Raw genomic sequence first — 21,585 nt, 5'->3', positions numbered from 1 at the left:
TCTCAAATTGGGCTTGTTGCTCTTTCGCTTTTTGGCTTTCTTACAAAAAGATGTTTTGTGCTTCTTGTATGCCTTTTTGCATATAGGCTTCCGATTGTGCCAATTGTTCTTTGATTTGTTTTTCGTCCATATTTCACCAAATTTTTAGTTGACCGCTTTCACCGACTTCAATTCTTGGTAAGGCAATTTCAAGGATTAGATGTACGATTTGGCTATCTCTTAATGGCTGCTTACCCATTTTTATCAGTGCTTGGTTAATTTCAACGCTTTTTTTACGAATCAATTCTTTTTCGCGCTCTGTAAGTCTTACCGATGTTGTCATGAATCCACCTCCGTAATTTTACATTAAAGCTTGCGATATGTTCAAGTGTTGCTTGTATATTTGTGTTATTTTTAGCCAAAGTTAATTTGTGAACATTTCTACAATCATGCTTGATCATCTTCGTTTATCAATCCCAGTTTTTAAAATCTACGCTGTTGAGCGTGGAACGGGACATTTTTACTTTGAAGGTGATTTGTTGTCTTTGGGTCTTAGTTGTGCTTCTTGCATTGTTAAGTATAACGATGAAGGCTCTGTTGTTACACTTGGTATTGCTTCAACGGCTGCATTTGCTGATGGTCTAGATATGTCATCAGCAACAGGGCAATTAACACTGGCTTTGGCTGCTGTTGCTGCTTTGGGTGCAGCTAAGATGGCACCTGCGGCATTGTCGTGGGTGTGGTCGCTGCTTACTCGTGTTGCTCAGCGTTAATTGATTTGCATTTTGCAAAAAAGGGTGGGGCGGCTTTGTTCTGCCCTTTTTAAACTTTTAAATTTAAGCTTTGTTTATGGTTTTATATGTTCTTATTGTTGTAACGATTGCATTTTACATACTTTTTAAGGATTGAATGATGAAAGCTTTGTTTTTATCTCTAGTGCTTATCCTTTTACCATTGTTTGCCCATGCTGATAATTGGGTTGTTGAAGTAGAAAAGGTTGATTTAAAAAGCTTTACAAAAGAGATTTCAAAGATTACTAAACAAAATTTCGTGATTGCTGATAATGTTGGCGAACATGTGCATTTATACCGCCCAAGAAAGCGAAAAAGTGTTACCGTTTATTGGTGGTCTTATGTCCAAAAAAGCCTAACAAAATCAGCGTTTAAAGATGCCGATGATATGCAAGTTTGGCGATTAAATCCAGCGATGTTTGATTATTACAAATCAACCAGTCAAGTTACCGATGCCAATGCTCGCACCAGTAGAAAACTGGTTACTTCGCTCATTACCTTTGTTGGCGTTATCTTAATTATCGCTTATTTTGTTTCTCAAGGCTTAAAATTTTATACCAGTGCCAACACTGACGATATTGCCAACACAGACAAAGCCGCTCATGCCATCACCGATAACAACGGCTTAACCAGCGATGATACAGACAATCAAGCTATGCCCATTGCTGATGATTTACAAATCAAAGACAGGGCAATTGAAATTGAACCAACCAACGACGATGACAGCAAAAGCCAAGACCAAGACCAAAAAGACGATACAGAACCCACAAAGCAGGAAGCATCATCAAAGCCAGAACCAACAAAGCCAGTACAGGTTAGTAGCGTGCCTTATGTGCCGCCATCAATACCCATAAACCCAGTGGTTGATGCTCAAACCCCAACCAATACTTATCAGTTGCAGCCGTACAGCTACGACAACAAGCCCGCCATGGTATTTTATAATGACGATGCCCAAGAATGCATTGCCAAAAATAAAGCAGCTTATGATTTGAATTTAACCGCTGAACAATGCTTAGAGCATTTACAATTTAATAACCCAAACTGATTGCTTATACTTCGCATAATATATATTATGTTAAAGGCAGTTTAATGTAATACTTACTGGACCAACAACTTCGCAGATTTTAATTAAGCCCACCCAGTCGGCTATCTTTTATTGTGCCATTTTACCAAGCAACATAAAAACACCAAGCCAAACTTAGCGACTTGGTGTTTTATTGGTAGATGTTAGCAGATTTGCTAGATTTGTTGATTTTTAATCACAACTGGGCAAATATCATAAGCCTGCTTCTTTTTCGGCAGCTTCGACAGTTTGACGAATCAAAGTATTAATCGTCATCGGACCGACACCGCCCGGCACTGGCGTATAAGCCGATGCCACCGACTCAATGCCGCCCAGCTCAATATCACCGCAGCCGCCTGTATCCGTTGGGTGAAAACCTGCATCAACAACAACCGCACCTGGCTTAATCCAGTCTTTTTTGATCAGCTCAGGCACGCCGACCGCCCCAATGACGATATCAGCATCACCAATGTGTGCCGCCAGATTTTGGGTGCGTGAATGGCAAATGGTTACGGTGCAGTTGGCGTTAAGCAGCATCATCGCCATTGGCTTACCCAAGATGGCACTGCGACCCACGACGACAGCACGCTTGCCTTCTAGCTCGATATTGTAGTGGTTTAGCAGGTGCATAATGCCCTGCGGCGTGCATGAACCATAGGCAGGCTCGCCCATTGACATACGCCCAAAGCCCAGACAAGTTACGCCGTCCACATCTTTTGCCAGACTGATGCGATCAAAACATGCTCGCTCGTCAATCTGTGCTGGCACAGGGTGCTGGAGTAAAATGCCATGCACATCAGGATTGGTATTTAGCTCATCAATCTTGGCAAGCAGCTCATCGGTCGTGGTCTGCTCTGGCATCTCAACACGGATACTGTCCATGCCCACACGCTTGCAGGCATTGCCCTTCATGCGGACATAAGTTGCTGACGCTGGGTCATCACCAACCAAGATAGTCGCCAAAATGGGCGTGCGTCCTGTTTTTGCTTTTAGGGCGGCGACTCGCTGACTTAGCTCACCTTCCACACTTGCTGCCAATGCTTTGCCGTCTAATACCGTTGCCATATTCATTCACCTTTAATCACTGTTAAGCATTTATTCAATGCGTCTTTTGCTGTTTGTTGCTGTTTGTTTAAATGCCGTGTCTAATCAAAACTCAAAACCAAGTGAAATTATAGTCAATTTGGCGGCATTTTACCAGTAAATTACTCAAATTACTCCAAATTGCTAAATGGTCTAATGACCAAATGGCTCCAAATTTTTAAAATGATTCAGCCAAATTGGTGGCTTTGGGCGTTATTCGGCATTTATCTCAAAATCCACCGTCTCATCAGCCGTCAGTACCGCTCGCACCTTGCCACCATTGATCAATTCACCAAATAAAATCATCTGTGACAGCGGTTTTTTGAGCGTATCTTGCACCAGCCTTGCCATCGGTCTGGCTCCCATCAGCCGATCATAGCCCTTTTTGCCCAGATATTCACGCACTTCATCGCTTACGGTGAGTGTGATGTTTTTGTCAAGCAGCAGCGATTGCAATTCGGTGATGAATTTGTCCACCACATGGCCAATCACCGCCACTGGCAGCGGCTCAAAGTTGATGATGGCGTCCAAGCGGTTACGAAACTCTGGGCTGAAGGTGCGTTTGATGGCTTCATGATTGTCATCGTGGTGGCTTTGTTCGGTAAAGCCCATGGAATTGCGGCTGATGCTGTCAGCACCAACATTGGTGGTCATGATAATAATCACTTGCCGAAACGACACCGAACGCCCATTATTGTCCGTCAAAGTGCCATGATCCATCACTTGTAGTAGCAGATTAAACACATCGCTGTGTGCCTTTTCAAGCTCATCAAGCAGCAACACACAATGCGGATATTGTTGGATTTTTTCGGTCAATAAACCGCCTTGGTCATAGCCCACATAACCCGGCGGCGCACCAATCAGCCGTGATGCGGTATGGGCTTCCATGTATTCGCTCATATCAAAACGCACCAGCTCCACGCCCAAAAGATAAGCCAGCTGCTTGCTGATTTCGGTTTTACCCACGCCTGTTGGTCCAGAAAATAAAAACGAACCAATGGGTTTGCTCCCATTACTAAGCCCTGCTCGTGCCAATAAAATCGCATCGCTGAGCGTCTCAATCGCCCTATCTTGCCCAAAAATCACTTGTTTTAGATTGGTTTTGAGTGTTTTTAGGGTGTGTTTGTCGTCGCTTGAGACCGATTTTGGGGGAATGCGTGCAATTTTGGCAATCACCTGCTCGATGACATCAACGCCAATCACAGGCTTATCATCGCTGGACTCGCTGTTTGAATTGCCATTGTTTAAGTTGCTATCGTTTGAATTGCCATCGCTTAAATTGCCATCGTTTGGGTTTTTGGCGTTTTGAGCATTGCCATTTTTGGCATCACTGGACGCTGATTTTGGCGTATTATTACTTACCAAGCGAGACCACGAACCTGCTTCATCAATGACATCAATCGCCTTATCTGGCAAAAACCGCTCATGCAAATGCTTGACCGATAACCGCACCGCCGCATCGATGGCAGCATCGGTATAGCTGACTTGATGAAAGTCTTCATAATAACGCTTTAGCCCTTGCAAGATGGCGATGGTGTCGGCAATGGACGGCTCTTTGACATCGATTTTTTGAAATCGGCGTGATAAAGCGTGATCTTTTTCAAAAACTTGGCGATATTCAACAAAAGTGGTCGAGCCAATACAGCGAATTTGTCCCTTGGCAAGGGCAGGTTTTAGCAAATTGGAAATATCCATGCTGCTATCCATCGATGATCCAGCACCGATAATCATGTGAATTTCATCGATAAATAAAACCGCATCAGGCAAGTCTTTTAGCTCTGCAAGTAGTGCCTTCATGCGAGCTTCAAACTCGCCACGAAATTTCGTTCCTGCAATTAACGCCCCTGTATCTAAGCTATAAATGGTCGCATTTGCCAGTGGTTTTGGGGCTTTTTGGTGGACAATCAGCCACGCCAAACCTTCGGCAATGGCGGTCTTGCCCACACCCGGGTCGCCAACTAAGAGTGGATTGTTTTTGCGGCGGCGGCACAAAATTTGGGCTGTCCGCTCAATTTCATCAATACGGCCAATCAGTGCATCGATATTGCCCAACAAGGCTTGCTCGTTCAGATTTAGCGTATAGGCCGCCAAAGGATTTTTGGCAACTTGGCTAGGTCTTTCTTTGTCGTCAGCGACATCACTGCTGTCGTCGTCTGTGCGTTTGGCGGTTGAAATTGTGCGAGTTACCGCCAAAATATCCACGCCGCACGACTGTATCAGCTCATTAGCGTAGCTGCGTTCTTCTTTAAAAATCGCTACCAAAGCGTCCACTGGCTCAACCAATTTGCCTGTTTGACTGGCCTGCACCTGCCAAATGGCTCGCTGCATCACACGGTTTAGGCTTTTGGTCGGCATCGGCTCGACATCTTCACGCTTGGGGATAAAGTCCGCCAGATATTGCTTAATGCTTGTTAAAATATGCCCTGTGTCCGCCCCACACAGCTCCAGCACTTTGACGGTAAAAGCGTCTTTTAATAAGCCCAACAGCAAATGCTCCACCGTCACAAACTGGTGCTGGTGGCGTCTGGCAAATTCGTGCATAAAATCTTGAATGTCAATAAAATCAGGGCTTAACATGATTGTCCTTGTAATTTTTGTCAATGTTTTGGGGTGTGTTTTTATGTATATTTTGATACATTTAATACATATATTGATAAATCAAACTAAAGCGGCTCAATGGTGGTCAATAGCGGATAGGATTCTTGTTCGGCAAGTAAAGTCACTTCTTCAACCTTCATTTCGGCAATCTCATACGGCAGTGCCGCCACCGCCGACCGTCCTGTTTGGTGAATTTGCATCATCAGCTGATAGGCTTTTTCGACCGAATGCCCAAAAATCTCCACCAAAGCAAAAACCACAAATTCCATCGTCGTGTAGTCGTCATTGTGCATCACCACGGCATACAGCTTGGGGTGCTTGGTGAGTGGCTCGGTCTGTACTGCCACATCGCTGTCGGTGTCTTGATTAAAATCTGTCATCGTTGTCTTAATACCATGATTGCTCATTGCTTGTTACTTATTGCTTTGGCAAAGTAAAATTTTGTGAATGGTCTGTCTAATCGCTCGGTAAATTGTTATCGCCAACCTTAGACACAATCTTAGCCATTTTGGGTATTTGATTTGCCGCCCTTTTATCGCTATATTATCATAACATTTTTGACCACAGATGCCAAAGAAAACAGGCAAAAGCCAATTGCCTTTACCTGTTTTTGATTGTTTTTATTGTGATTGTCTTAATGGTCAAGACTTACTTACTCGCTTTTGACAATTGGGCGGTTACTGGTGTTTGGCATACCGTCCACCGATGATGGGGCATCGCTGATGATTTTGCCGATTTGCCAATTATACAGCTGTTGGACTTTTTGGGTGCCAGCGGCAAGCTCGATTTTCATTTGTTTTGGTACAAAGCCTTCAGGCATCACAAAGCGGCCACGGATATTTGCCACGCCACGCACATCATAGCTGGCAGGATCAAGCGGAATCTCCACCATACTGGTTTCGTTCAGCAAGGTCAGCTTGGGAACCATTTTTACCGCCTTGCCCGAAATGTCCAACATCGACACATCGAAGCGGTATTCAAAGATATTTTCAGGCAGTGAAATAATCTCTGATGCCATGATGTTCAGTGCCACGCCGCCCTGTTCTGCCACCGAAGTTTTTAGCAGTTCATTGACTTGCTCAAGCTGCAAATTGGTGGTTTTTAGATTTTCAAGATCGGCTCGCAAGCTGTCCAGTGTTGAGCGGCTGATGTCTCGCTCTTGGATTGCAGTGGCAATGTCCTGCTTAAGCTGTGTATTTTCGGCGGTCAATTCGCTGACATTGGCGATGGCTTCGGTATTTGAGCTGACCGTGCTTTCGACACTGTGCAGCCCTTGGCGATAGCCAAATTTATAGCCAATCACCACCACGATGAGCGATGAGAAAATGAACGCCACCAAAAACAGTGCCAACAGTTGGTTGGTTGAGCCGTGTTGGTTTTTTGTGATTGATAAAGAAAGTCGCTTCACCATAACACCCTAAAATTATCCCAAATCAAAATACGGCTATTATAGCAAACATTATCAAAAGTAAACACGAATATTTTAGCCAACTACGAAATTTATACAAATAATTCTCATTTAGGGCAATTCTTGAGCAAGCTTGCCAGTGATGTATTGTTAATTTATCGCCAATTTTTAGCCCATCGACAACTTTGGCGACATCGGCAAAGGTTTTCTTGCCATCAATCGCCAGTTTGGCAGAATTGACAGCATTGAGCCGCCACCTTTTGCCATTAAGCCTTGCAGGGCTTTGACTTTGAACTTGACATTTAAGGTTAAAACACTCATAATAAATAATATCCGTTTTTTGGTGGTATGCTGCGGTATGCTTATGCTTGGCTTAATATTTAATTTGATGGAATTTTTTGTCAACTGTGTGTGCAATAATTGCCACCATTATCCTTTGCCTATTGGCGGCATTTTTTATAGGTGCTTTTTGGGCAATTATATAACTGCCTACCAAAAAAGCCCAAGCCTTCGCCAGCTTAGGCTTTTTTATGCTTTGTATTCGCATCATAAAAACACCTGTTACTAAATTGGGTATGCGTATATGTTACTTGTACTAGAAATTATGGAAGGCTTGGTCAAATTTTTTGTTGGCTCCATTGTTGTTGCCATTCTTATCGGTGTATTAATCGTTTTGATTAACATTTTTATTGCCATCGCATAACCCACCCTATTAAAAAAAGCCTAAGCCTTCGCCAGCTTAGGCTTTTTTCATGCTTTATATTCGCATCGCTCCACAGTCAACGCATTCCAGTCCATCAGCGACTTTTTGCTTTGTTCTACCGTATTGGCAAGTTTTTCACCTTCTTTTTGGGCATCGGCGAGTTGTTTGCTTATTGCTTTTGAGCCGCCACCTTTTGCCATTAAGCCTTGCAGGGCTTTGACTTTAAACTTGACATTTAAGGTTAAAACACTCATAATAAATAGTATCCATTTTTTGGTGGTGTGCTTATGACTGACTTCATATTTAGTTTATTGAATTTTTTTCTCAGCTGTGTCTGGGCAATAATTGCCATCATCGCTTTTTGTTTGTTAGCACCATTTTTTATAGCTGTTTTCTTGACGGTCTTTAACTGACTACCAAAAAAGCCTAAGCCTTCGCCAGCTTAGGCTTTTTTTATGCTTTGTATTCGCATCGCTCCACAGCCAATGCATTCTAGTCCATCAGCTCATTACTGCTGGCTTTTAGCCGATCGAGCATTTTTTGTACATTGCTGGTGGTGGCAGACAGTGAACCTGACATCACCGCCCCAAACACCAAACTGATCTGAAAACTGCTTGCCATATATTTTCTCAAATGTTATAGTTAAAATAAAACAAAGGGGGAATGATGCAACTTGTCAAATGGCTGCTGGATTTGAGTGCTGCCAAGCTGTGGCTGCTGTCCATCGTTATTAGCATTTTAGGCTTGATGCTGTTTTATGATGCCCCTTTGTCGGTTGCTTTGCTGTTTTGTTTGCCGGTTTCTCTTATCGTTGTCTTTGGTATTTTGCTTATCGCTGGCATGCTGGATATTTTCTTTCACGATTAAAGACAAAACCGCCCTAAAAGGCGGCTTTGGTGTATTTGGCTTTGATTTGGCGATTGGCTTGTTTTAGCCAGCGTTCAATATCTAACAAGCTCATATTCTCAAGCTCCGATGGTGCAAAGCCGAACCACCAAGCCAGCTCTGCTATCGCCACATCAATTTCATCTAGTTTCCCGACATCATCGCCTGTGCTTGCTCTTGGATTTTGGTGTAGTCTGCCATATCCAGTGCATCGACATCTTCAGGCAAAAGCCCTGTCAGGCGTGAAATCATCTGCACTTCCAGCTCAACAGATGGCTGATTGTCCTTGCTTTGGTTTGCCACTTGGCGTAAATCTTTTACCTTGGGGCGACGCAGGATAACTTCGCCAACTTCGTTGCCGTTGCCATCGGTGATGGGGAATTGTAGTTTGATGGTGATTGACATAATTGCTCCTAAATTGGGTTGGGTTAGCTCCAGTTTGCCACGATATCGCTGTTTTGTCTTTTAGGATAGATTTATAAAACAACTTGGGTGTTTGCATCATAAATCTTTTTTGTATTGACAATCTTATTATTTGTTATTACAATTAATAAAAACTTGAGTGATGCCCATGTTGATAGAATTTGACGAAAACAAACGACAACGCACCCTAAATGAGCGTGGTTTGGATTTTGCCGATGCCAACCAAATTTTTGATGGCGTGCATATGACAGGCATTGATAAGCGTTATGACTATGGTGAAGTTCGCTACATCAGCATTGGTTACATAAACGCCCGTTTGATTGTTGTTGTTTGGACATATCACCCTGACGAAGTCCACCCCACGCACCGCCGTATTATTTCAATGAGAAAAGCCAATGAACGAGAAATTAACCGCTTTTATGCCGCCCTTAGATGATGCCCCAGAGCTAGACGATGCCTTTTTTGCCACGGCAGATGTGTATCATGGCAGTCGCCTTATCAAAAAAGGCAGACCACGCAAAGATAAGCACAAAATATCCACCACACTCCGCCTTGACCAAAAGGTCATTGATTATTTTAAGGCGGACGGCAAAGGCTACCAAACACGCATTAACCAAGCCTTGCTTGAGTATATCGCTGCACATTCTTAAATCCCAAAACACCCCTAAAAAGTGTCTAAAATTTGGGGTCGCTTTAAAGCGTAGCGTATTTTTAAGGTCGCCTGAGCGGTATAAGATGCCACCGAACCGCTTTTTGGCGGCGTATTTTGGGCTAAGTGCCGCCCAAGGCACACCATCTGGCGAGATTTGAGCATTGAAGCGGTCTTTATGCAAGTTGAGCAAGGTTTCGCCCAGCGTGGCATATAAGGGGCGTAACTGCTGCAGTTCACGAGTGATTTGCCGCAGCTTAAGATTGACCTGATCGGTATTGATAGTAACCTGAATCATTTTTTTTCCTAGCACAAATTAATAAACACTGTTATAATAAAACCATTGCAGTAGGGGTTTCCTACTGGAAAGGTTGGCGGCAATGTTTCATCCGTCATTATCCTGTTCGAATCAGGCGAACTACTGCAATACAGTTTTGGATAATCTTTTTCAAATTTTCCATTGATTAAAAAAGTATTTGGGTGTATAGTATGCCTAGCGATGGGGGTTTCCTACTGGAAAGGTTACGCTGTAAAAGGGGTATTATCCTGTTCGAATCAGGCAAACCATCGCTTAATCCAAACTTCTCTGTAATAGGGGTTACCAACTGGAAAGGGTCGCAGTCATTATTGGGTGCATTATCCTGTTCGAATCAGGCAAACTATTACAGAGAACCATATAACACTTCAAAATCATACAAAGCTGTTTTATCTTTAAATAAACTCGCTGTCCTTACCATATTGAGCTTAACTGTTTTCTTACTTAGCACATCTTTAATTTTGATTTCATAATCCATTTTTACTGCCACTTTGCCTTGCTCGGTTTTGTAGATAAATAACAAAGTCGGCTGTTTTTGTTGCGTTTCCAATAAAATCGCAGTGGGATAGCGTAGCTTTTCTGGCAACTGCCGCCAAAATTCCACAGGCAAATTGATGCCTTTGGCTTGTTTGGTATCACGCAGGGCGTGCAGCACATCGCTATCACGCATGGCGATAACCGCCGTATTGGGGGCTTTGCCCATCTGCTCAAGTTTGTCAATCACCACAGGCAGCATCAAACGCCAATTCTTTGCCGTCATCATACACATAGACTGGCTTACCGTCTTGGACAATCACATTGCCGTTTTCATCAAGTTTTAATTTCATGTTGATTTTTCCTAATCAAAAGCACCCTAGTTTTCCAACATCAGGCAATAAAAAAGCACCCATTTGGGTGCTTTGGTAAAGTTAATCCATTTTCATCATTTGATGATAAGCGTCAATTTTGCTTTGACGCAAGGACTGTATCTCGGACTTCGTCAGGACTTTTACCTGAATTGATGATGAATTTTGCTTCCCATTCGGTGAGTTTTGAGAAGTCGTAGCCGAATGTTTGCGTCCAGAATGTTTCAAGTTGTCCATAATTTTCTCTCAATTGCTGTAAAGTTTTAGCACTTAGGCGAAGTTGTGCCGAATATTGCTTGCCAGTTAGAGCATATGCACCAATGACTTTTGCACCGCTTTGCTCAATATGACCTTTAAAAGCAGCAAAAGTACCGCCCTGCGTTTGGGTATCATCAACCATGATAACATAAGCACCATCTTTAATGCTACCATCAAAAAACGGCGGATTTGCCAAACGATGCCAGCCATTACTACCTGTGCGAGATACTTTGACGGCTTGCACGACATTCAAATCAATTTTACCACGAACCAGCTTTGATAAAATGGTTGCCACCGCCGTAGGTATCATGTTTCTGCCTGCACTTTCTTCAGCGTGTACAGGAGCAAATACAACCGATTTATCGCCAATGATTTGTTTTAGCTGCTCAATGGCATCAGAGCCAATCAAATCCTTAGCAAGATGATAAGCACTAAAAATATCGCCTGATTTGGCTTTTTCATACAGCTTATGCCCTGTTGCATCGCCCAATCGCTTATCAATGATAGTATTCGGCAAATCACCCCAATCCGTACGCTTCATCACAAGCTTCCCATTTGTAATTGAGTCATATTTTAGCACAGAGCCTGATACTCTTTCAAACGCCCCACTTTCTAGCTTTCGCATCTCATCAAGCGTTAAAGGGGTGAAATTTTTATCTAGCTGCAACTGCTTAAACTGCTCAATCGCCAAGCCACCATCTCGAAATAGCTTGGCTCGTGTCTTGCCCAATACTTCGTCTTGGTATTTGTCAGGCTGTTGTTTGAGCCATTTCTTGGTCAGGCAATAAAAAAGTTGTTAATTGGCAAATCTTGGGTCGCTCTTTAATTTAACCATTAAAGTATTTAATTCATCATGGTTATCATCAATATCCGTGATAAAATTAGCAACACGCAAGAAAACATCATGCGGCAAATCGCCAAAATGTACCATGTCTTGTGTTAGATTTAATTCAAAATCATCAAAGCCATCATCATCAAGTAACTGATGTAATAACAGTCTGATTTTATCAGCCAGCCACTGTGTAAACTGCTTTGATCCCATGGTGGTATGTTATCAATAAAAATCATTATTCATTCCAAATAAAGACGATTTTTTCTTGCTGCTCTTTAGGTAATGATAACACAAATTGGGTGCTTTGGTTAAAAAGTTGTTAATTGGCAAATCTTGGGTCGGATTTGAACAATTTATCCAGCTCATCTTTATACTTTGCCAAATTCTCATCATCTTGGCAAGCTTGCATGGTTAGATGATAGGCGTAGTTAAAATGTTCGGCATTCAAGTGTTTAATACTTAAAAAACCCACCATCAGCTGACCATACTCTTTTTCATCACGAAAATCACCACCTATTATCTCACTAAGCGGTACAATTACTTTTTCAAAATATGTGGTCAAGTAGTAAGCTAAATACAAAGGCTCACTGTCTTTGCCTACATACAAATACCCTTTGCCGTCAGCCATTAATATCTTTCCCAATCAAAATAATCTGTTTTTGTTGCTCTTTGGTCAATGATAGCACAAAAGCAATCAGCTTGGTGTAATTTTCTGCCGTTAAATACCGTAAATCTGTTGCCCCAATTTTTTATGTCTGTATTTGTCAGCCATAACATTCTCCAATGAAAAAGCCGTCCTATTAGACGGCTGCATGAATAATATCATCGGTCTTAAAATAATAGCAAAAACCCCAGTCGGAACAATGGGCGATTTCTTATTGCTCTAGGCTTTACCTGATTAATTGCTTTGGTTAGATACTCTCATCAGCCAATGAAATTGATGTGATTATTTAACATTCTAGAAGTTCTACCTAGTGCAGCCTTTTATTTTAGCAGCACGCAAAGCAGTACAAACAGCTAATCAGAGTATAAAAACCTTTTAAAATCAATAGCTTATGGCTTATACATCCATCTTCCAGTCAAACGGCATTTGATGGTGTCCACGCAACGCCATCATCAGCGTCTGCTGCATGTGGTTTAGCACTTCTTGGGTGTAGGCGATGGCAGGACGACCCCAGACAGGATTTGGCCACGCTACATCGTTTTGGTAGCGGACAATGTGGTGAAAATGCAGCTGCGGCACTTGATTGCCCAAGGCAGCGACATTCATCTTATCGGCACCAAAAATCTTTGCCATTTGGCTAGAAACCCAGCTAGATTCACGCAAAAACTGCACTTGATCGGCAGCTGATAACTCATAAAGCTCTTTGATGCCCGAAACACGGGGTACTAAAATCAGCCAAGGAAATTGGCAATCATTCATCAATCGCACGGTTGATAATGGAAAATCCCCAACCAAAAAAGTGTCTTTTGCAAGTGTTGGATGTAGTTGAAACATAATTGGCTCTTGTTGTGTTTATAAATTGCACTATTGTAGCATAAATTTGGACGGCTAAAAAGGCAGATTGGCGGTTACTGGTAGATTTTATTGCGTTTTGCTCAATTTGGTTAAATATTTAGAATTTTCATAAGGGTTAATTATTAAAAATTAACGAGAAGTCGGCTTATAATATCATCAATCTTGACAAAGCCACTGGCAAGACCGCCCATCATGCTAAACAGCCAAAAGCCAAGCCAAGAAGTTAAAAAAGGGGCTTGCAGCCCTTCGATTATCATTTTTCGTTCTCCCAGCGACAATTACGCTTCAATTCATCTGATTTGTATTCTGTGCAGTCTTTCATCAAGTAAAAACTGCACGAAGTCAAAAATATAAAAATAATTAAAATCAATCGTTTCATAAATCTGTAATATCTACCAATAATGGCGGAACCATCTCTTTTTTGCCTGTGCCACCGTTGCTGTATGGTCTGCCTGTTGAACGCCAATACCAGTTTTCTTCTCTGCCAGTTTCAATCATTGAAGCTCTTAAGGTGTTATTCTCAATCCAAAAAAGCTTTCTTTTGTAAATTTGAGTGTGATATATTTTTCTTTTGTCTTGACTCCATTGTTCTTCTTCAACGGTATCAGGCAAGGAACGCACGAGAATGCCATATTTTTTGTTTGGCTCTAAAGACATTCCATCATTCGCCACGCCAATAATTTTTAAATGCTTCATGCGACTGTCGAATGACAATTCACCATTTTGTGTGTACATTTTCAAGCCAGCACCGCCGCTTGGTGCGGTAAAATTGCTTGATAAATCAAAGAAAAACACATTAACAGGCATTTCTTCAGGCGTCCAAAAAGCGATTTTGACAATGCCATCTTTTTTCTGATAGTTTGTCAATTGTATTCTTTTGTCCCAGCCACCAATCTCGTGAACTAGTAGCGGCATACGCAGACCGCTGTAACCCCTGCTAGCATCTATGTAATTGCTAACTGCAAGGGTTGTGTTAATTTGTGGGCGACCTTTTGGTGACTGAATTGTGTCTTTAATCGCTAAACAAAACATTAAGTCGTTACTGTTAATGCTCACTTGCTGATTGTGATTATAGATTTTTATGCCTGCACTCATACAAACACCCCATAAATAATCGGCACATCGGCAGGTTTTTGATAACTAAATTGGTTCTGTCCGACAGTGATAGTGATTGGGCTGGTTTTGCCCAATCGTCTAAACTCCCCCCAGTCTTGAAAGATGATATTGTTATTAACCCCTTCAACACCAACTAAGTAGAAAAAGTTTGCACCGCCAAAATCTACATATCTGGTTCCGCTTGTGCTGTCATCATCAATCACACCCAAAAATCTTGTGGTGTGATGCGACAAATCAAACAAAACCCCACCAGTGGCAGGGTCGTAACATTTCACATTGGCACTCATAATAAGCCCATCTCCATTAATAATCTGCCTTGCGGGTCTCTAAGCTCAATTTTTGAGCCAGTATAAGTAAAACTACCCCTAGCGTCTTTGGTTGTAAGAGTTCCGATGTCTGCAGATAATGCCGATAAGCTCTTAATACTGGCTTTGTCGATATGAGCAATGCCAATAGACCCATGGCGGATAAACGCATCGTTAATATAAGTCCCTGCTGGCACTCGCACGCCGTTAATCGTCTGTGTGGTGGTCTGCACAACAAATGGCGTGATGCCCTTGCCCCTGCCTGTGGGCGGTGCGATGTAGAATTTATCGGCGTTTACTGCAAAATCCGACACACCGCCACCGCTTGCCAAGCCAAAGCCTGACACTCGTCCGCCAGTATCAATCTTGACCGTGTACTGGGCTTTTAAGCCATCGATACTTGTCGCATGCTGTTGAATGCTGGCGGTTTGCCCATTCACCTGCGTTTGCAAAGTGGTGATTTTTTGGGCATTGGCGGTGTCTTTGGTCGCTTGAGCCGATTTGTACTCATCAAGCATTGCCGTAGTTACAGCATCGGACGGCGTATCTTCAGGAGCAGGCGTCCAGTCGGTGGCGATGGTGCCAAGTTCTAATTTGGGATTTTTGACCGTAATGCTATCGGCGGTAATATCCCAAATTTGGATTTTGGCACTGTCAATAGTACGCACCGTTTTGCCCTGCGGCACAGCCAGCTTACGAACAATCCGCCCATTAAAGCTGCTTGGCGTGGCGGTGGCGTTATGCCAAGCGGCGTACCAAACGCTGCTATTGTCCGTATAGACAATCCGCACTTCCACACCAACACGGAACCATTTCGCCCCCTGTGTGGTGGCTCGTCTGGCATTGGTATAAGCCACATCGCACGAGATGACTAAGTTGGTAATATCGGCATGATTGATATTTTGGCTGAGTTGTAGGCTGGTTGTGCCATGCGTGGTGCGACTGACAGCACTGCCAAGCAATAAATTGCGTCCGCCCACCGCCAAATTATCAAACCGAGCATTGAGCTGGCTTTGAGCCGTTGCCAGTGCTTGCGTCGTGTTGCTTGTGGTTCGCTCAAGCGTGGTAATTTTGCTCTCTGCTGTACCGACACGCCCATTGATGCCTTGTACCGTGCTGTTTAGCGTGCGAATGGCTTGGGCGTTGGCGTTATCGCCATTGGCTCGTGCGGTTTCTTCGCTGGCGATACGGCTGGTCAGTGTGCTATCAGCGGATTTGTAAGCAGTATCCAAAGCACTGATACGACTTGCCAAACTGCTATCAGCGTCCGCCCGTGCGGTCTGCTCGGCGGTGATGGCGGCATTGGCGGCATTGGCGGTGCGTTGGGCGTTGTCCGCTTTGCTGTTTGCTGTGTCTGCTGTGCGTTGGGCGTTATTTGCCATATTTTGCACCGTCGTAAAATTGGCGTTCAAGCTAGTGATTTGGCTGGCTTTTGCTTTGTCGTTATCGCTTAATGTCTTAAGCTGATTGGCGATATTTGCTTTATTGCCGTTGTAATCACTTTGCAAGCTATCAATCCGACTGGATAACGCACTATCTGCGTTACTGCGTGCCGTGATTTCACTGTCAATCTTGGCGTTGGCTTGGCTGTCTGCTTGCTTGTATGCAGCGTCCATAGCGGTGATTTGCTGGCTTAACGCTATATCGGCATTGGCTAGCGTTCGCTGTATGACATCAAGATTTGCTTGCACATCGCCAGCCAAGCCCACTTGTTGCATCTGCCAAATGTTATCAGCTTGACGTGTCCAGTAGCTTGAGATGCGAATAAAGCTGGCATTATCGCTATTAAAAGTCGCATAATCGCCATTTTTAGCCACAATTTGACCTTTGATAAAGTTTTTATTTTCATCATACCAAATTGTACGCAAATTGTTAAAATCACCGCCAAATGCTCGTATTTCATAGTTTGTATTGCTTTTGACAGCAATAAAATCACTAGCACGATGGCTGTTCCACGGCTTTAACGCCCCACTGTCTTGATTGTCAAGATAATGACCTTGCGTGGCGATATTTGCTTTGAACAAATTGCCGTGGTCAAATCTCGCCCCCATTCGCTCAATACTTGCCGCCTGCCCTTGCTGTGTTTGGGCAATCTGCGTGATTTGGCTGGTGGCATTGTCCGCCTGCGTTTTTAGCTCGCCGTATTTTTGATTGAGCGTACCAGTCGTTACCGACAATTCACGAATTGATGAAGCATGATTATTCACCGACTGCGTAAGATTAGTAATCTGCTGGGTTTTGGTGTTTTTATCGCTCATTAAGCTAGTGATATTTGCCACTGCCTGCGTGATTTGCTGGCGGTGCGTGCTGATATTTGCCACGGCTTGATTGAGCGTGGTTTTGCTGGCGTTTAGCTCGTTTCGTGTGCTGTTAATGCTGGTTTCAAGCGGTGCAATCTTAGCAATCGGTGTACTTAGGCTTTGATGCAAGTGGCTTTGGTTGATTTGTCCGCTGATTAAGTTTAGCACTTTTTCGGCTTGGGCTTCGGTTGTGCCGCTTGCCCACGCTGTCCAGTCCGACGCATTGCCCAATTTATCAACAATTCTGGCACGATAAAACTGGGTCAAATTGCCCTGCAAGCCTGTGATTTCATGCTTATTGGTTGGATAAGCAAAAGTAGCCAGCGTGCTAATGTTCGTGCGTCCATCAGGGCTAACTTGAATTTCGGTAAAGTTGGTATCTTCACTGCCTGTGTCAAACGCCCAAGCAATCATCATACTAAACAAGCCCCCTTTGGCGGTCAAGCCAATTGGCTTTTTGGGCTTGCCAGTCTTACCTGTAACGGTAGTCAATACGCTAGTAGCAAAGCTACTTTGATTATCGAATGCGTCCACCGCCGCCACTCGTGCCGTGTAATTGCCAGAGTACACGCCGTCAATGTCGATACTTTGGCTGGCGATTTTGCTTTTTTGCCATGCGTTATCGTCTTTTTTCCACTCGACAATGTAGCCCACCGCTCCATTGACCTGCTCCCAGTTGATGCTTAAGGTGGTAACCGATTGCCCTTGGTGCGTGCGTGAGTGCGAAGTTAGCAATACTTGGCTTGGTGCGGATAGAATGGTTGGCTTAATCACACTGATGGGGCGTGGCTCAATCCGCACCGCATCGCTGTATTTCTCTGGGCGGTACTCGATGGCGGTAACATTAAACGACGCATCATCATAAGCAATGCTCATCACTCGATATTGAGCTAAGTGCAAATCGGTAGCTGTCATCGCCCAAATTTCATTTGCCTTGGCATTGATTGGCTTATCTAGCGTAATGACAGTGCCAGCGATGGCGGTAATTTTGGCGGTATGCTCACCGATGACAATCGTATTGCCCACGCTGCCAGCGTTTCTATCCAGCGTGATTTTATTGCCGTTTACCGACACAATGCGTCCGCTGATGGCTCGCCCTGCTCGTACATTATCGGCAACATTAATCACATCGCCAACCTTGGGGATAAAGCCGTCCAAGCCAGTTTTGAAAGACACGCTTTGCGTTTCTAGCTGTTCGGTCTTTAACGCCCATTGTCCCACTCGCTGGGCTTGGGCTTGACTGGTGCAGCCAAAGGCGTTAATGTCTAAGATATTAATGCCATATTTGGCGATGGCATAATCATCTCGTATCATCTCATACTCGGTCTTATAGTCGTTATCTGGGTTATCCCAACCGACTTTAAAGACGGTATGGCGGTCTCGGCGTCGTGTGCCTGAATAAATAAACTCACCGCCAGCCACATTTGAGCGGCTAAAGGTATAAACAGGGTCTTTTGGCACATCGCTATCAACCACAATCTGCGTACCGTCCCAAAATGTCAAGCCACGAAATACGCTGGCTAGGCTTTGTAATACTTGATAAGCGTCTTCGGCTTTTTGTAAGTACACATTACAAGTAAAGCGTGGCTCTTTACCGCCTTTGCCGTCATCGACCATCTCATCGCAGTACTGGGCGATTTGATACAGTTGCCATTTGTCCACCGTTAAGCCCAGCCCATACCGCTTGTGCGTGCAAATGTCATAATACACCCAAGCTGGGTTATTGGAATACGCCAGCTTAAAAGTGCCGTCCCACATGCCGTTATAAGTGCGTGTCGTTGGGTTGTAATTGCTGGGAACTTGGATTAGCTTGCCACGCAGACGCACGGATAATTTGGCGATATTACTAAAGCTTTCAGCGTCATATTTCACCGCCAATAAAGCGGTCAAGGGATAACACAGTTTGGCGTCGATGACTTCAGTTATCGCAACCACGCTCATGCTATCGCCAATCAGCTCGCTATCACGATTGGGCGTCGTGCGGCGAACTCGGATTGTCCAGCCACGGCGTGCCTTAGGTAGCTCGATGCGGTGGCTGCGTTTATAGCCTTGGCTGGCTTTGTCATTGATAAAAGTGTTCAGCACTTCGCTCCACGCACCGCCATCGGTCTGCACATCGACGGCATAAGCGATACGATAGCCAACAATATCGCCGTTGTCTTTTTGCTCTCGCAGGCTCCCCCAACCTAGGCGGATAATCACAGCATCAAGGGCGGTGTTATTGATGGCTTTGATATAGGGTTTATCGTGTCTTAGCTCAACGCCCACATTGCTCTCATTATTGACACTACTAAAGCCTTTGATGTAGTCTTGATTGAGCGTGCCAGCTCGAAAATCCCACGATACATTGTCAAAATTGGGCTGTCCGTTGTCATTAATCAGTGGCGTGCCGTCTAGCTTAATTGACTTGCCACCGTCCACCAAGCCCAAAATCTCCCCTTCTGCCAAGCCATACAACGCCTGCACAAATTCGGTGCTGGCGGTGGTGTCTTTTTGAATGTTGGGCTTTTGGGCTTGGTTTTTTTGTTTTTTTGCACCGATAATCATCGTCTAAACACTCCTAATCTGGCTCTTGGGGCATCGACGCCAGCCACCACTTTATCTTCCGCTATGATGCTGGCGGACGCTACAAATCCGCCCACTTCTCGCTCGCCATACAGCACAGGCACAGGGTTGCCTTGTGCCACCGTGGTAACTGCCCCACCAAAGCCGTTATTTGCCCTATTGCCGTCTTCGTCCTGCGTGCCAAGTGGCGGCGTGGGCATAAGTAGCGTTGATACACCGCCTAACAGCAAGCCAACGCCAGCACCGATTAGGGCAGGATTACTATTAAAAAGCCCCACGCCAATTAACGCCACCCCAGCCACCACTTGTAGCCATGCCATTGCCTTGCCACCACTGCCGATAACTTTTGGTACGATATGAATGGTGTTTTTATCAGTGATAAAATCTAGGCGGTTTTCGCCAATGTTATTAGCCTTGCTGACCTTGCCAGTAAAGACGGCAAAGCGGTAGCCGTGCTTTTCGCTGTCTAGCATAAATTGACGAAACGCAGGGATTTGACACGCCAAAGCGTGGGTGGCTTCTCGTGCCGTCTGTACTTTGAGCCGAAAAAATTTACCGAATTTTTTGGCTAAAATGCCGTGCAGTTGGATTGTTTTCATGAGATTTACCCAATAAAAAACCGCCCTTGCACAATGCAAAAGCGGTGAAATTTAGACAACAAAAAAAGCCAAATAATTCACAACTTTTATAAAAAAAGTGTAGAAATTACTTGACTTTTGTTGTAGGATTACATATAATATACCCAACAAGGCAAGCAGTACCGCCTTGGAGGTGGTAGCAAGGTTGCTGGAACCAACCAAGCTACTTAAATCCACTAGCAGAAGGAAGAAAGCGATGAAAACTTTCATTAGAATCGCAATAATCCTTGTGTTGATTATCTTACTTAAATCTAGTAGTTAAGTCAAGCTCTAATTAACACAACGCAAGTCTCACAGCGGTATCGTGGGGCTTGCGACTGCTAAAACTTTTGAGATTTAACCATGCCAAAGATTGTCAAAACCCCCAAAACTCGCCGTGAAATTAACGAAGCGTCCATGGCACGCCGTGGCATCGTCACCAAGTCATTTAAAATGCCAGAGACGAGCGTGCAGATGATTAAGCAATTATCAGAGACCACAGGCAAATCACAAACCCAACTGATTACTGAAGCGATTGAGCTGTTATGTGAGCGGTATGCCTAACCACCATCGCCGTCCGCCGTTGCCAATTTTCGCCATAAATCTCACGCACGGATAGACGACTATGGGGGTGGTGCAAGATGATATTATCACCGATAATCTCGCTGGCGTTTTCGCTCGTCAATTTGCCATCGCCTAAGTAAATTAAGGCGTGGTTAATGTGCTGCGTGCGTCCGACACGGCATAAAATCACATCGTGCTTTTGTAGCGTCTGTGCTTCAACAAAGCCAGCTTTAGCAAAGTTGGCTTGATACAGCGGTTCATGATTTTCATCTTCCCACCAGCCATCTGCTCGCTCAAAGTCTGGCAGGTCAATAGCAAGCTCACGGGCGTAATAATCACGCACCAAGGTATAGCAGTCTTGCACGCCGTGGATATAATCCCTGCCGATGAGCGGACTTTGGTAGGCTGTAGGCTTGTGCTTTTGTATCGCTTGATACTTTTGTCCAGTTGGCGAAAAGCCCAGTCCCACAATCCACCAATCCACGCCATGTAGCCCCATTTGCACACGGTCAAACTCACTGGGCAATGGCTCGCCGTCTGGGTGGCTGTGTACGATGGCGGTAATTTCGCCCAAGCTCTCAAGCGTCAAATACTCATCTGCTGAGATTTCAAAATGATTTTTGGGGTCATGATGGGCGTTGGTGCAAGGGTGGTATTTGCCGTTGATGACAAGTCCGCAGCACTCACTGGGGTAGCATTGCCAAGCGTGGTTAAATATTTGGTAATTCATTTAACATTTACCCAATAAAAAACCGCCCAAATGTGA

The 21,585-nt window shown here is 44.2% G+C and carries 27 protein-coding genes and 1 pseudogene; 6 read left to right on the top strand and 22 right to left on the bottom strand.

Annotated elements, in window-relative coordinates:
* Window positions 1-133: 133 nt before the first annotated feature.
* The gene (locus tag ACFBZI_RS08845; RefSeq protein ID WP_375715966.1) at window positions 134-322 is read right to left on the bottom strand and encodes a hypothetical protein; all 189 of its coding nucleotides are present in this window, start codon (window positions 320-322) and stop codon (window positions 134-136) included.
* An 88-nt stretch (window positions 323-410) separates the two neighbouring features.
* Here ACFBZI_RS08845 and ACFBZI_RS08840 point away from each other — a divergent pair, with 88 nt between their 5' ends.
* Together ACFBZI_RS08840 and ACFBZI_RS08835 are read left to right on the top strand one after the other, a co-directional pair.
* On the top strand, window positions 411-752 hold the full coding sequence (locus ACFBZI_RS08840; RefSeq protein WP_375715965.1) for a hypothetical protein: 342 nt from the start codon (window positions 411-413) through the stop codon (window positions 750-752).
* 277 nt (window positions 753-1,029) lie between these two features.
* Complete coding sequence (locus ACFBZI_RS08835; RefSeq protein ID WP_375715964.1) at window positions 1,030-1,815, top strand: hypothetical protein; 786 nt, start codon at window positions 1,030-1,032, stop codon at window positions 1,813-1,815.
* 231 nt (window positions 1,816-2,046) lie between these two features.
* Here ACFBZI_RS08835 and folD read toward each other — a convergent pair whose 3' ends face one another.
* The 8 genes from folD to ACFBZI_RS08795 form a co-directional block, all read right to left on the bottom strand.
* A complete protein-coding gene (gene folD, locus ACFBZI_RS08830) occupies window positions 2,047-2,898 on the bottom strand; it encodes a bifunctional methylenetetrahydrofolate dehydrogenase/methenyltetrahydrofolate cyclohydrolase FolD (protein WP_375715963.1) in 852 nt (283 codons plus the stop codon).
* 231 nt (window positions 2,899-3,129) lie between these two features.
* Window positions 3,130-5,493 carry an AAA family ATPase gene (locus tag ACFBZI_RS08825; protein WP_375715962.1) on the bottom strand — a complete coding sequence of 788 codons (2,364 nt, stop codon included), beginning with the start codon at window positions 5,491-5,493 and terminating at the stop codon, window positions 3,130-3,132.
* A gap of 86 nt (window positions 5,494-5,579) precedes the next feature.
* Window positions 5,580-5,894 carry an ATP-dependent Clp protease adaptor ClpS gene (locus ACFBZI_RS08820; protein ID WP_375715961.1) on the bottom strand — a complete coding sequence of 105 codons (315 nt, stop codon included), beginning with the start codon at window positions 5,892-5,894 and terminating at the stop codon, window positions 5,580-5,582.
* A 272-nt stretch (window positions 5,895-6,166) separates the two neighbouring features.
* Complete coding sequence (locus ACFBZI_RS08815; protein ID WP_375715960.1) at window positions 6,167-6,922, bottom strand: hypothetical protein; 756 nt, start codon at window positions 6,920-6,922, stop codon at window positions 6,167-6,169.
* 168 nt (window positions 6,923-7,090) lie between these two features.
* Window positions 7,091-7,243, bottom strand: coding sequence for a hypothetical protein (locus ACFBZI_RS08810; protein ID WP_375715959.1), 153 nt, complete (start codon window positions 7,241-7,243; stop codon window positions 7,091-7,093).
* 52 nt (window positions 7,244-7,295) lie between these two features.
* Window positions 7,296-7,472 carry a hypothetical protein gene (locus ACFBZI_RS08805; protein WP_375715958.1) on the bottom strand — a complete coding sequence of 59 codons (177 nt, stop codon included), beginning with the start codon at window positions 7,470-7,472 and terminating at the stop codon, window positions 7,296-7,298.
* 200 nt (window positions 7,473-7,672) lie between these two features.
* Entirely contained in the window at window positions 7,673-7,879 is a 207-nt protein-coding gene (locus tag ACFBZI_RS08800; protein WP_375715957.1) for a hypothetical protein, read from the bottom strand.
* Window positions 7,880-8,117: 238 nt separating this feature from the next.
* Entirely contained in the window at window positions 8,118-8,246 is a 129-nt protein-coding gene (locus ACFBZI_RS08795; RefSeq protein ID WP_375715956.1) for a hypothetical protein, read from the bottom strand.
* A 45-nt stretch (window positions 8,247-8,291) separates the two neighbouring features.
* Between ACFBZI_RS08795 and ACFBZI_RS08790 the strand changes: the two genes are divergently transcribed.
* Window positions 8,292-8,492, top strand: a complete 201-nt coding sequence (locus ACFBZI_RS08790) for a hypothetical protein (protein ID WP_375715955.1) — start codon at window positions 8,292-8,294, stop codon at window positions 8,490-8,492.
* A gap of 13 nt (window positions 8,493-8,505) precedes the next feature.
* Here the strand turns inward: ACFBZI_RS08790 and ACFBZI_RS08785 are convergent, their stop codons facing one another.
* A complete protein-coding gene (locus ACFBZI_RS08785) occupies window positions 8,506-8,643 on the bottom strand; it encodes a GpE family phage tail protein (protein ID WP_375715954.1) in 138 nt (45 codons plus the stop codon).
* Window positions 8,644-8,654: 11 nt separating this feature from the next.
* Window positions 8,655-8,915 carry a phage tail assembly protein gene (locus tag ACFBZI_RS08780; RefSeq protein WP_375715953.1) on the bottom strand — a complete coding sequence of 87 codons (261 nt, stop codon included), beginning with the start codon at window positions 8,913-8,915 and terminating at the stop codon, window positions 8,655-8,657.
* Between the two features lie 166 nt (window positions 8,916-9,081).
* Between ACFBZI_RS08780 and ACFBZI_RS08775 the strand changes: the two genes are divergently transcribed.
* Window positions 9,082-9,369: a BrnT family toxin gene (locus tag ACFBZI_RS08775; protein ID WP_375715952.1), complete on the top strand. Its 288-nt coding sequence runs from the start codon at window positions 9,082-9,084 to the stop codon at window positions 9,367-9,369.
* On the top strand, window positions 9,329-9,583 hold the full coding sequence (locus ACFBZI_RS08770; RefSeq protein WP_375715951.1) for a BrnA antitoxin family protein: 255 nt from the start codon (window positions 9,329-9,331) through the stop codon (window positions 9,581-9,583). Before ACFBZI_RS08775 ends, ACFBZI_RS08770 begins: the two co-directional genes overlap by 41 nt.
* 42 nt (window positions 9,584-9,625) lie before the next feature.
* On the opposite strand, the pseudogene ACFBZI_RS08765 reads toward ACFBZI_RS08770, so the two are convergent.
* From ACFBZI_RS08765 to ACFBZI_RS08720, 10 genes and pseudogenes are all read right to left on the bottom strand, one after another.
* Window positions 9,626-9,880 (bottom strand): annotated as a pseudogene (locus tag ACFBZI_RS08765) (phage virion morphogenesis family protein); the annotation flags it as partial.
* A gap of 364 nt (window positions 9,881-10,244) precedes the next feature.
* The gene (locus ACFBZI_RS08760) at window positions 10,245-10,661 is read right to left on the bottom strand and encodes a hypothetical protein (RefSeq protein WP_375715950.1); all 417 of its coding nucleotides are present in this window, start codon (window positions 10,659-10,661) and stop codon (window positions 10,245-10,247) included.
* A 176-nt stretch (window positions 10,662-10,837) separates the two neighbouring features.
* Window positions 10,838-11,731: a phosphoribosyltransferase gene (locus ACFBZI_RS08755; RefSeq protein ID WP_375715949.1), complete on the bottom strand. Its 894-nt coding sequence runs from the start codon at window positions 11,729-11,731 to the stop codon at window positions 10,838-10,840.
* A 66-nt stretch (window positions 11,732-11,797) separates the two neighbouring features.
* Window positions 11,798-12,043 carry a hypothetical protein gene (locus ACFBZI_RS08750; RefSeq protein WP_375715948.1) on the bottom strand — a complete coding sequence of 82 codons (246 nt, stop codon included), beginning with the start codon at window positions 12,041-12,043 and terminating at the stop codon, window positions 11,798-11,800.
* 109 nt (window positions 12,044-12,152) lie between these two features.
* On the bottom strand, window positions 12,153-12,461 hold the full coding sequence (locus ACFBZI_RS08745; RefSeq protein WP_375715947.1) for a hypothetical protein: 309 nt from the start codon (window positions 12,459-12,461) through the stop codon (window positions 12,153-12,155).
* A gap of 432 nt (window positions 12,462-12,893) precedes the next feature.
* Window positions 12,894-13,331, bottom strand: coding sequence for an HIT domain-containing protein (locus ACFBZI_RS08740; protein WP_375715946.1), 438 nt, complete (start codon window positions 13,329-13,331; stop codon window positions 12,894-12,896).
* Between the two features lie 396 nt (window positions 13,332-13,727).
* On the bottom strand, window positions 13,728-14,447 hold the full coding sequence (locus ACFBZI_RS08735) for a hypothetical protein (protein WP_375715945.1): 720 nt from the start codon (window positions 14,445-14,447) through the stop codon (window positions 13,728-13,730).
* Window positions 14,444-14,755, bottom strand: coding sequence for a hypothetical protein (locus ACFBZI_RS08730; protein ID WP_375715944.1), 312 nt, complete (start codon window positions 14,753-14,755; stop codon window positions 14,444-14,446). Before ACFBZI_RS08730 ends, ACFBZI_RS08735 begins: the two co-directional genes overlap by 4 nt.
* Window positions 14,752-19,620, bottom strand: a complete 4,869-nt coding sequence (locus ACFBZI_RS08725) for a TipJ family phage tail tip protein (protein WP_375715943.1) — start codon at window positions 19,618-19,620, stop codon at window positions 14,752-14,754. The genes ACFBZI_RS08730 and ACFBZI_RS08725 overlap by 4 nt, the downstream gene beginning before the upstream one ends.
* On the bottom strand, window positions 19,617-20,237 hold the full coding sequence (locus ACFBZI_RS08720) for a tail assembly protein (protein WP_375715942.1): 621 nt from the start codon (window positions 20,235-20,237) through the stop codon (window positions 19,617-19,619). Before ACFBZI_RS08720 ends, ACFBZI_RS08725 begins: the two co-directional genes overlap by 4 nt.
* Window positions 20,238-20,618: 381 nt before the next feature.
* Here ACFBZI_RS08720 and ACFBZI_RS08715 point away from each other — a divergent pair, with 381 nt between their 5' ends.
* Window positions 20,619-20,819 carry a ribbon-helix-helix domain-containing protein gene (locus tag ACFBZI_RS08715; RefSeq protein WP_375715076.1) on the top strand — a complete coding sequence of 67 codons (201 nt, stop codon included), beginning with the start codon at window positions 20,619-20,621 and terminating at the stop codon, window positions 20,817-20,819.
* Here the strand turns inward: ACFBZI_RS08715 and ACFBZI_RS08710 are convergent.
* Window positions 20,779-21,549 carry a C40 family peptidase gene (locus ACFBZI_RS08710; protein WP_375715941.1) on the bottom strand — a complete coding sequence of 257 codons (771 nt, stop codon included), beginning with the start codon at window positions 21,547-21,549 and terminating at the stop codon, window positions 20,779-20,781. The genes ACFBZI_RS08715 and ACFBZI_RS08710 overlap by 41 nt on opposite strands.
* Window positions 21,550-21,585 lie beyond the last annotated feature (36 nt).

The sequence above is a fragment of the Moraxella marmotae genome, assembly GCF_042219885.1.
GTDB lineage: Bacteria > Pseudomonadota > Gammaproteobacteria > Pseudomonadales > Moraxellaceae > Moraxella > Moraxella marmotae.
This window is presented reverse-complemented; position numbering and strand designations above follow the sequence as displayed.

Bases quoted from the DNA above. Each gene is read 5' to 3' on its own strand.
- ACFBZI_RS08770 (WP_375715951.1), top strand. From the start codon at position 9,329: ATGAACGAGAAATTAACCGCTTTTATGCCGCCCTTAGATGATGCCCCA.
- ACFBZI_RS08715 (WP_375715076.1), top strand. From the start codon at position 20,619: ATGCCAAAGATTGTCAAAACCCCCAAAACTCGCCGTGAAATTAACGAA.
- ACFBZI_RS08810 (WP_375715959.1), bottom strand. From the start codon at position 7,243: ATGAGTGTTTTAACCTTAAATGTCAAGTTCAAAGTCAAAGCCCTGCAA.
- ACFBZI_RS08775 (WP_375715952.1), top strand. From the start codon at position 9,082: ATGTTGATAGAATTTGACGAAAACAAACGACAACGCACCCTAAATGAG.
- ACFBZI_RS08790 (WP_375715955.1), top strand. From the start codon at position 8,292: ATGCAACTTGTCAAATGGCTGCTGGATTTGAGTGCTGCCAAGCTGTGG.
- ACFBZI_RS08805 (WP_375715958.1), bottom strand. From the start codon at position 7,472: ATGATGCGAATACAAAGCATAAAAAAGCCTAAGCTGGCGAAGGCTTGG.
- ACFBZI_RS08800 (WP_375715957.1), bottom strand. From the start codon at position 7,879: ATGAGTGTTTTAACCTTAAATGTCAAGTTTAAAGTCAAAGCCCTGCAA.
- ACFBZI_RS08750 (WP_375715948.1), bottom strand. From the start codon at position 12,043: ATGGGATCAAAGCAGTTTACACAGTGGCTGGCTGATAAAATCAGACTG.
- ACFBZI_RS08720 (WP_375715942.1), bottom strand. From the start codon at position 20,237: ATGAAAACAATCCAACTGCACGGCATTTTAGCCAAAAAATTCGGTAAA.
- ACFBZI_RS08745 (WP_375715947.1), bottom strand. From the start codon at position 12,461: ATGGCTGACGGCAAAGGGTATTTGTATGTAGGCAAAGACAGTGAGCCT.
- folD (WP_375715963.1), bottom strand. From the start codon at position 2,898: ATGGCAACGGTATTAGACGGCAAAGCATTGGCAGCAAGTGTGGAAGGT.
- ACFBZI_RS08795 (WP_375715956.1), bottom strand. From the start codon at position 8,246: ATGGCAAGCAGTTTTCAGATCAGTTTGGTGTTTGGGGCGGTGATGTCA.
- ACFBZI_RS08780 (WP_375715953.1), bottom strand. From the start codon at position 8,915: ATGTCAATCACCATCAAACTACAATTCCCCATCACCGATGGCAACGGC.
- ACFBZI_RS08825 (WP_375715962.1), bottom strand. From the start codon at position 5,493: ATGTTAAGCCCTGATTTTATTGACATTCAAGATTTTATGCACGAATTT.
- ACFBZI_RS08845 (WP_375715966.1), bottom strand. From the start codon at position 322: ATGACAACATCGGTAAGACTTACAGAGCGCGAAAAAGAATTGATTCGT.
- ACFBZI_RS08710 (WP_375715941.1), bottom strand. From the start codon at position 21,549: ATGAATTACCAAATATTTAACCACGCTTGGCAATGCTACCCCAGTGAG.
- ACFBZI_RS08820 (WP_375715961.1), bottom strand. From the start codon at position 5,894: ATGACAGATTTTAATCAAGACACCGACAGCGATGTGGCAGTACAGACC.
- ACFBZI_RS08725 (WP_375715943.1), bottom strand. From the start codon at position 19,620: ATGATTATCGGTGCAAAAAAACAAAAAAACCAAGCCCAAAAGCCCAAC.
- ACFBZI_RS08735 (WP_375715945.1), bottom strand. From the start codon at position 14,447: ATGAGTGCAGGCATAAAAATCTATAATCACAATCAGCAAGTGAGCATT.
- ACFBZI_RS08740 (WP_375715946.1), bottom strand. From the start codon at position 13,331: ATGTTTCAACTACATCCAACACTTGCAAAAGACACTTTTTTGGTTGGG.
- ACFBZI_RS08730 (WP_375715944.1), bottom strand. From the start codon at position 14,755: ATGAGTGCCAATGTGAAATGTTACGACCCTGCCACTGGTGGGGTTTTG.
- ACFBZI_RS08760 (WP_375715950.1), bottom strand. From the start codon at position 10,661: ATGATGACGGCAAAGAATTGGCGTTTGATGCTGCCTGTGGTGATTGAC.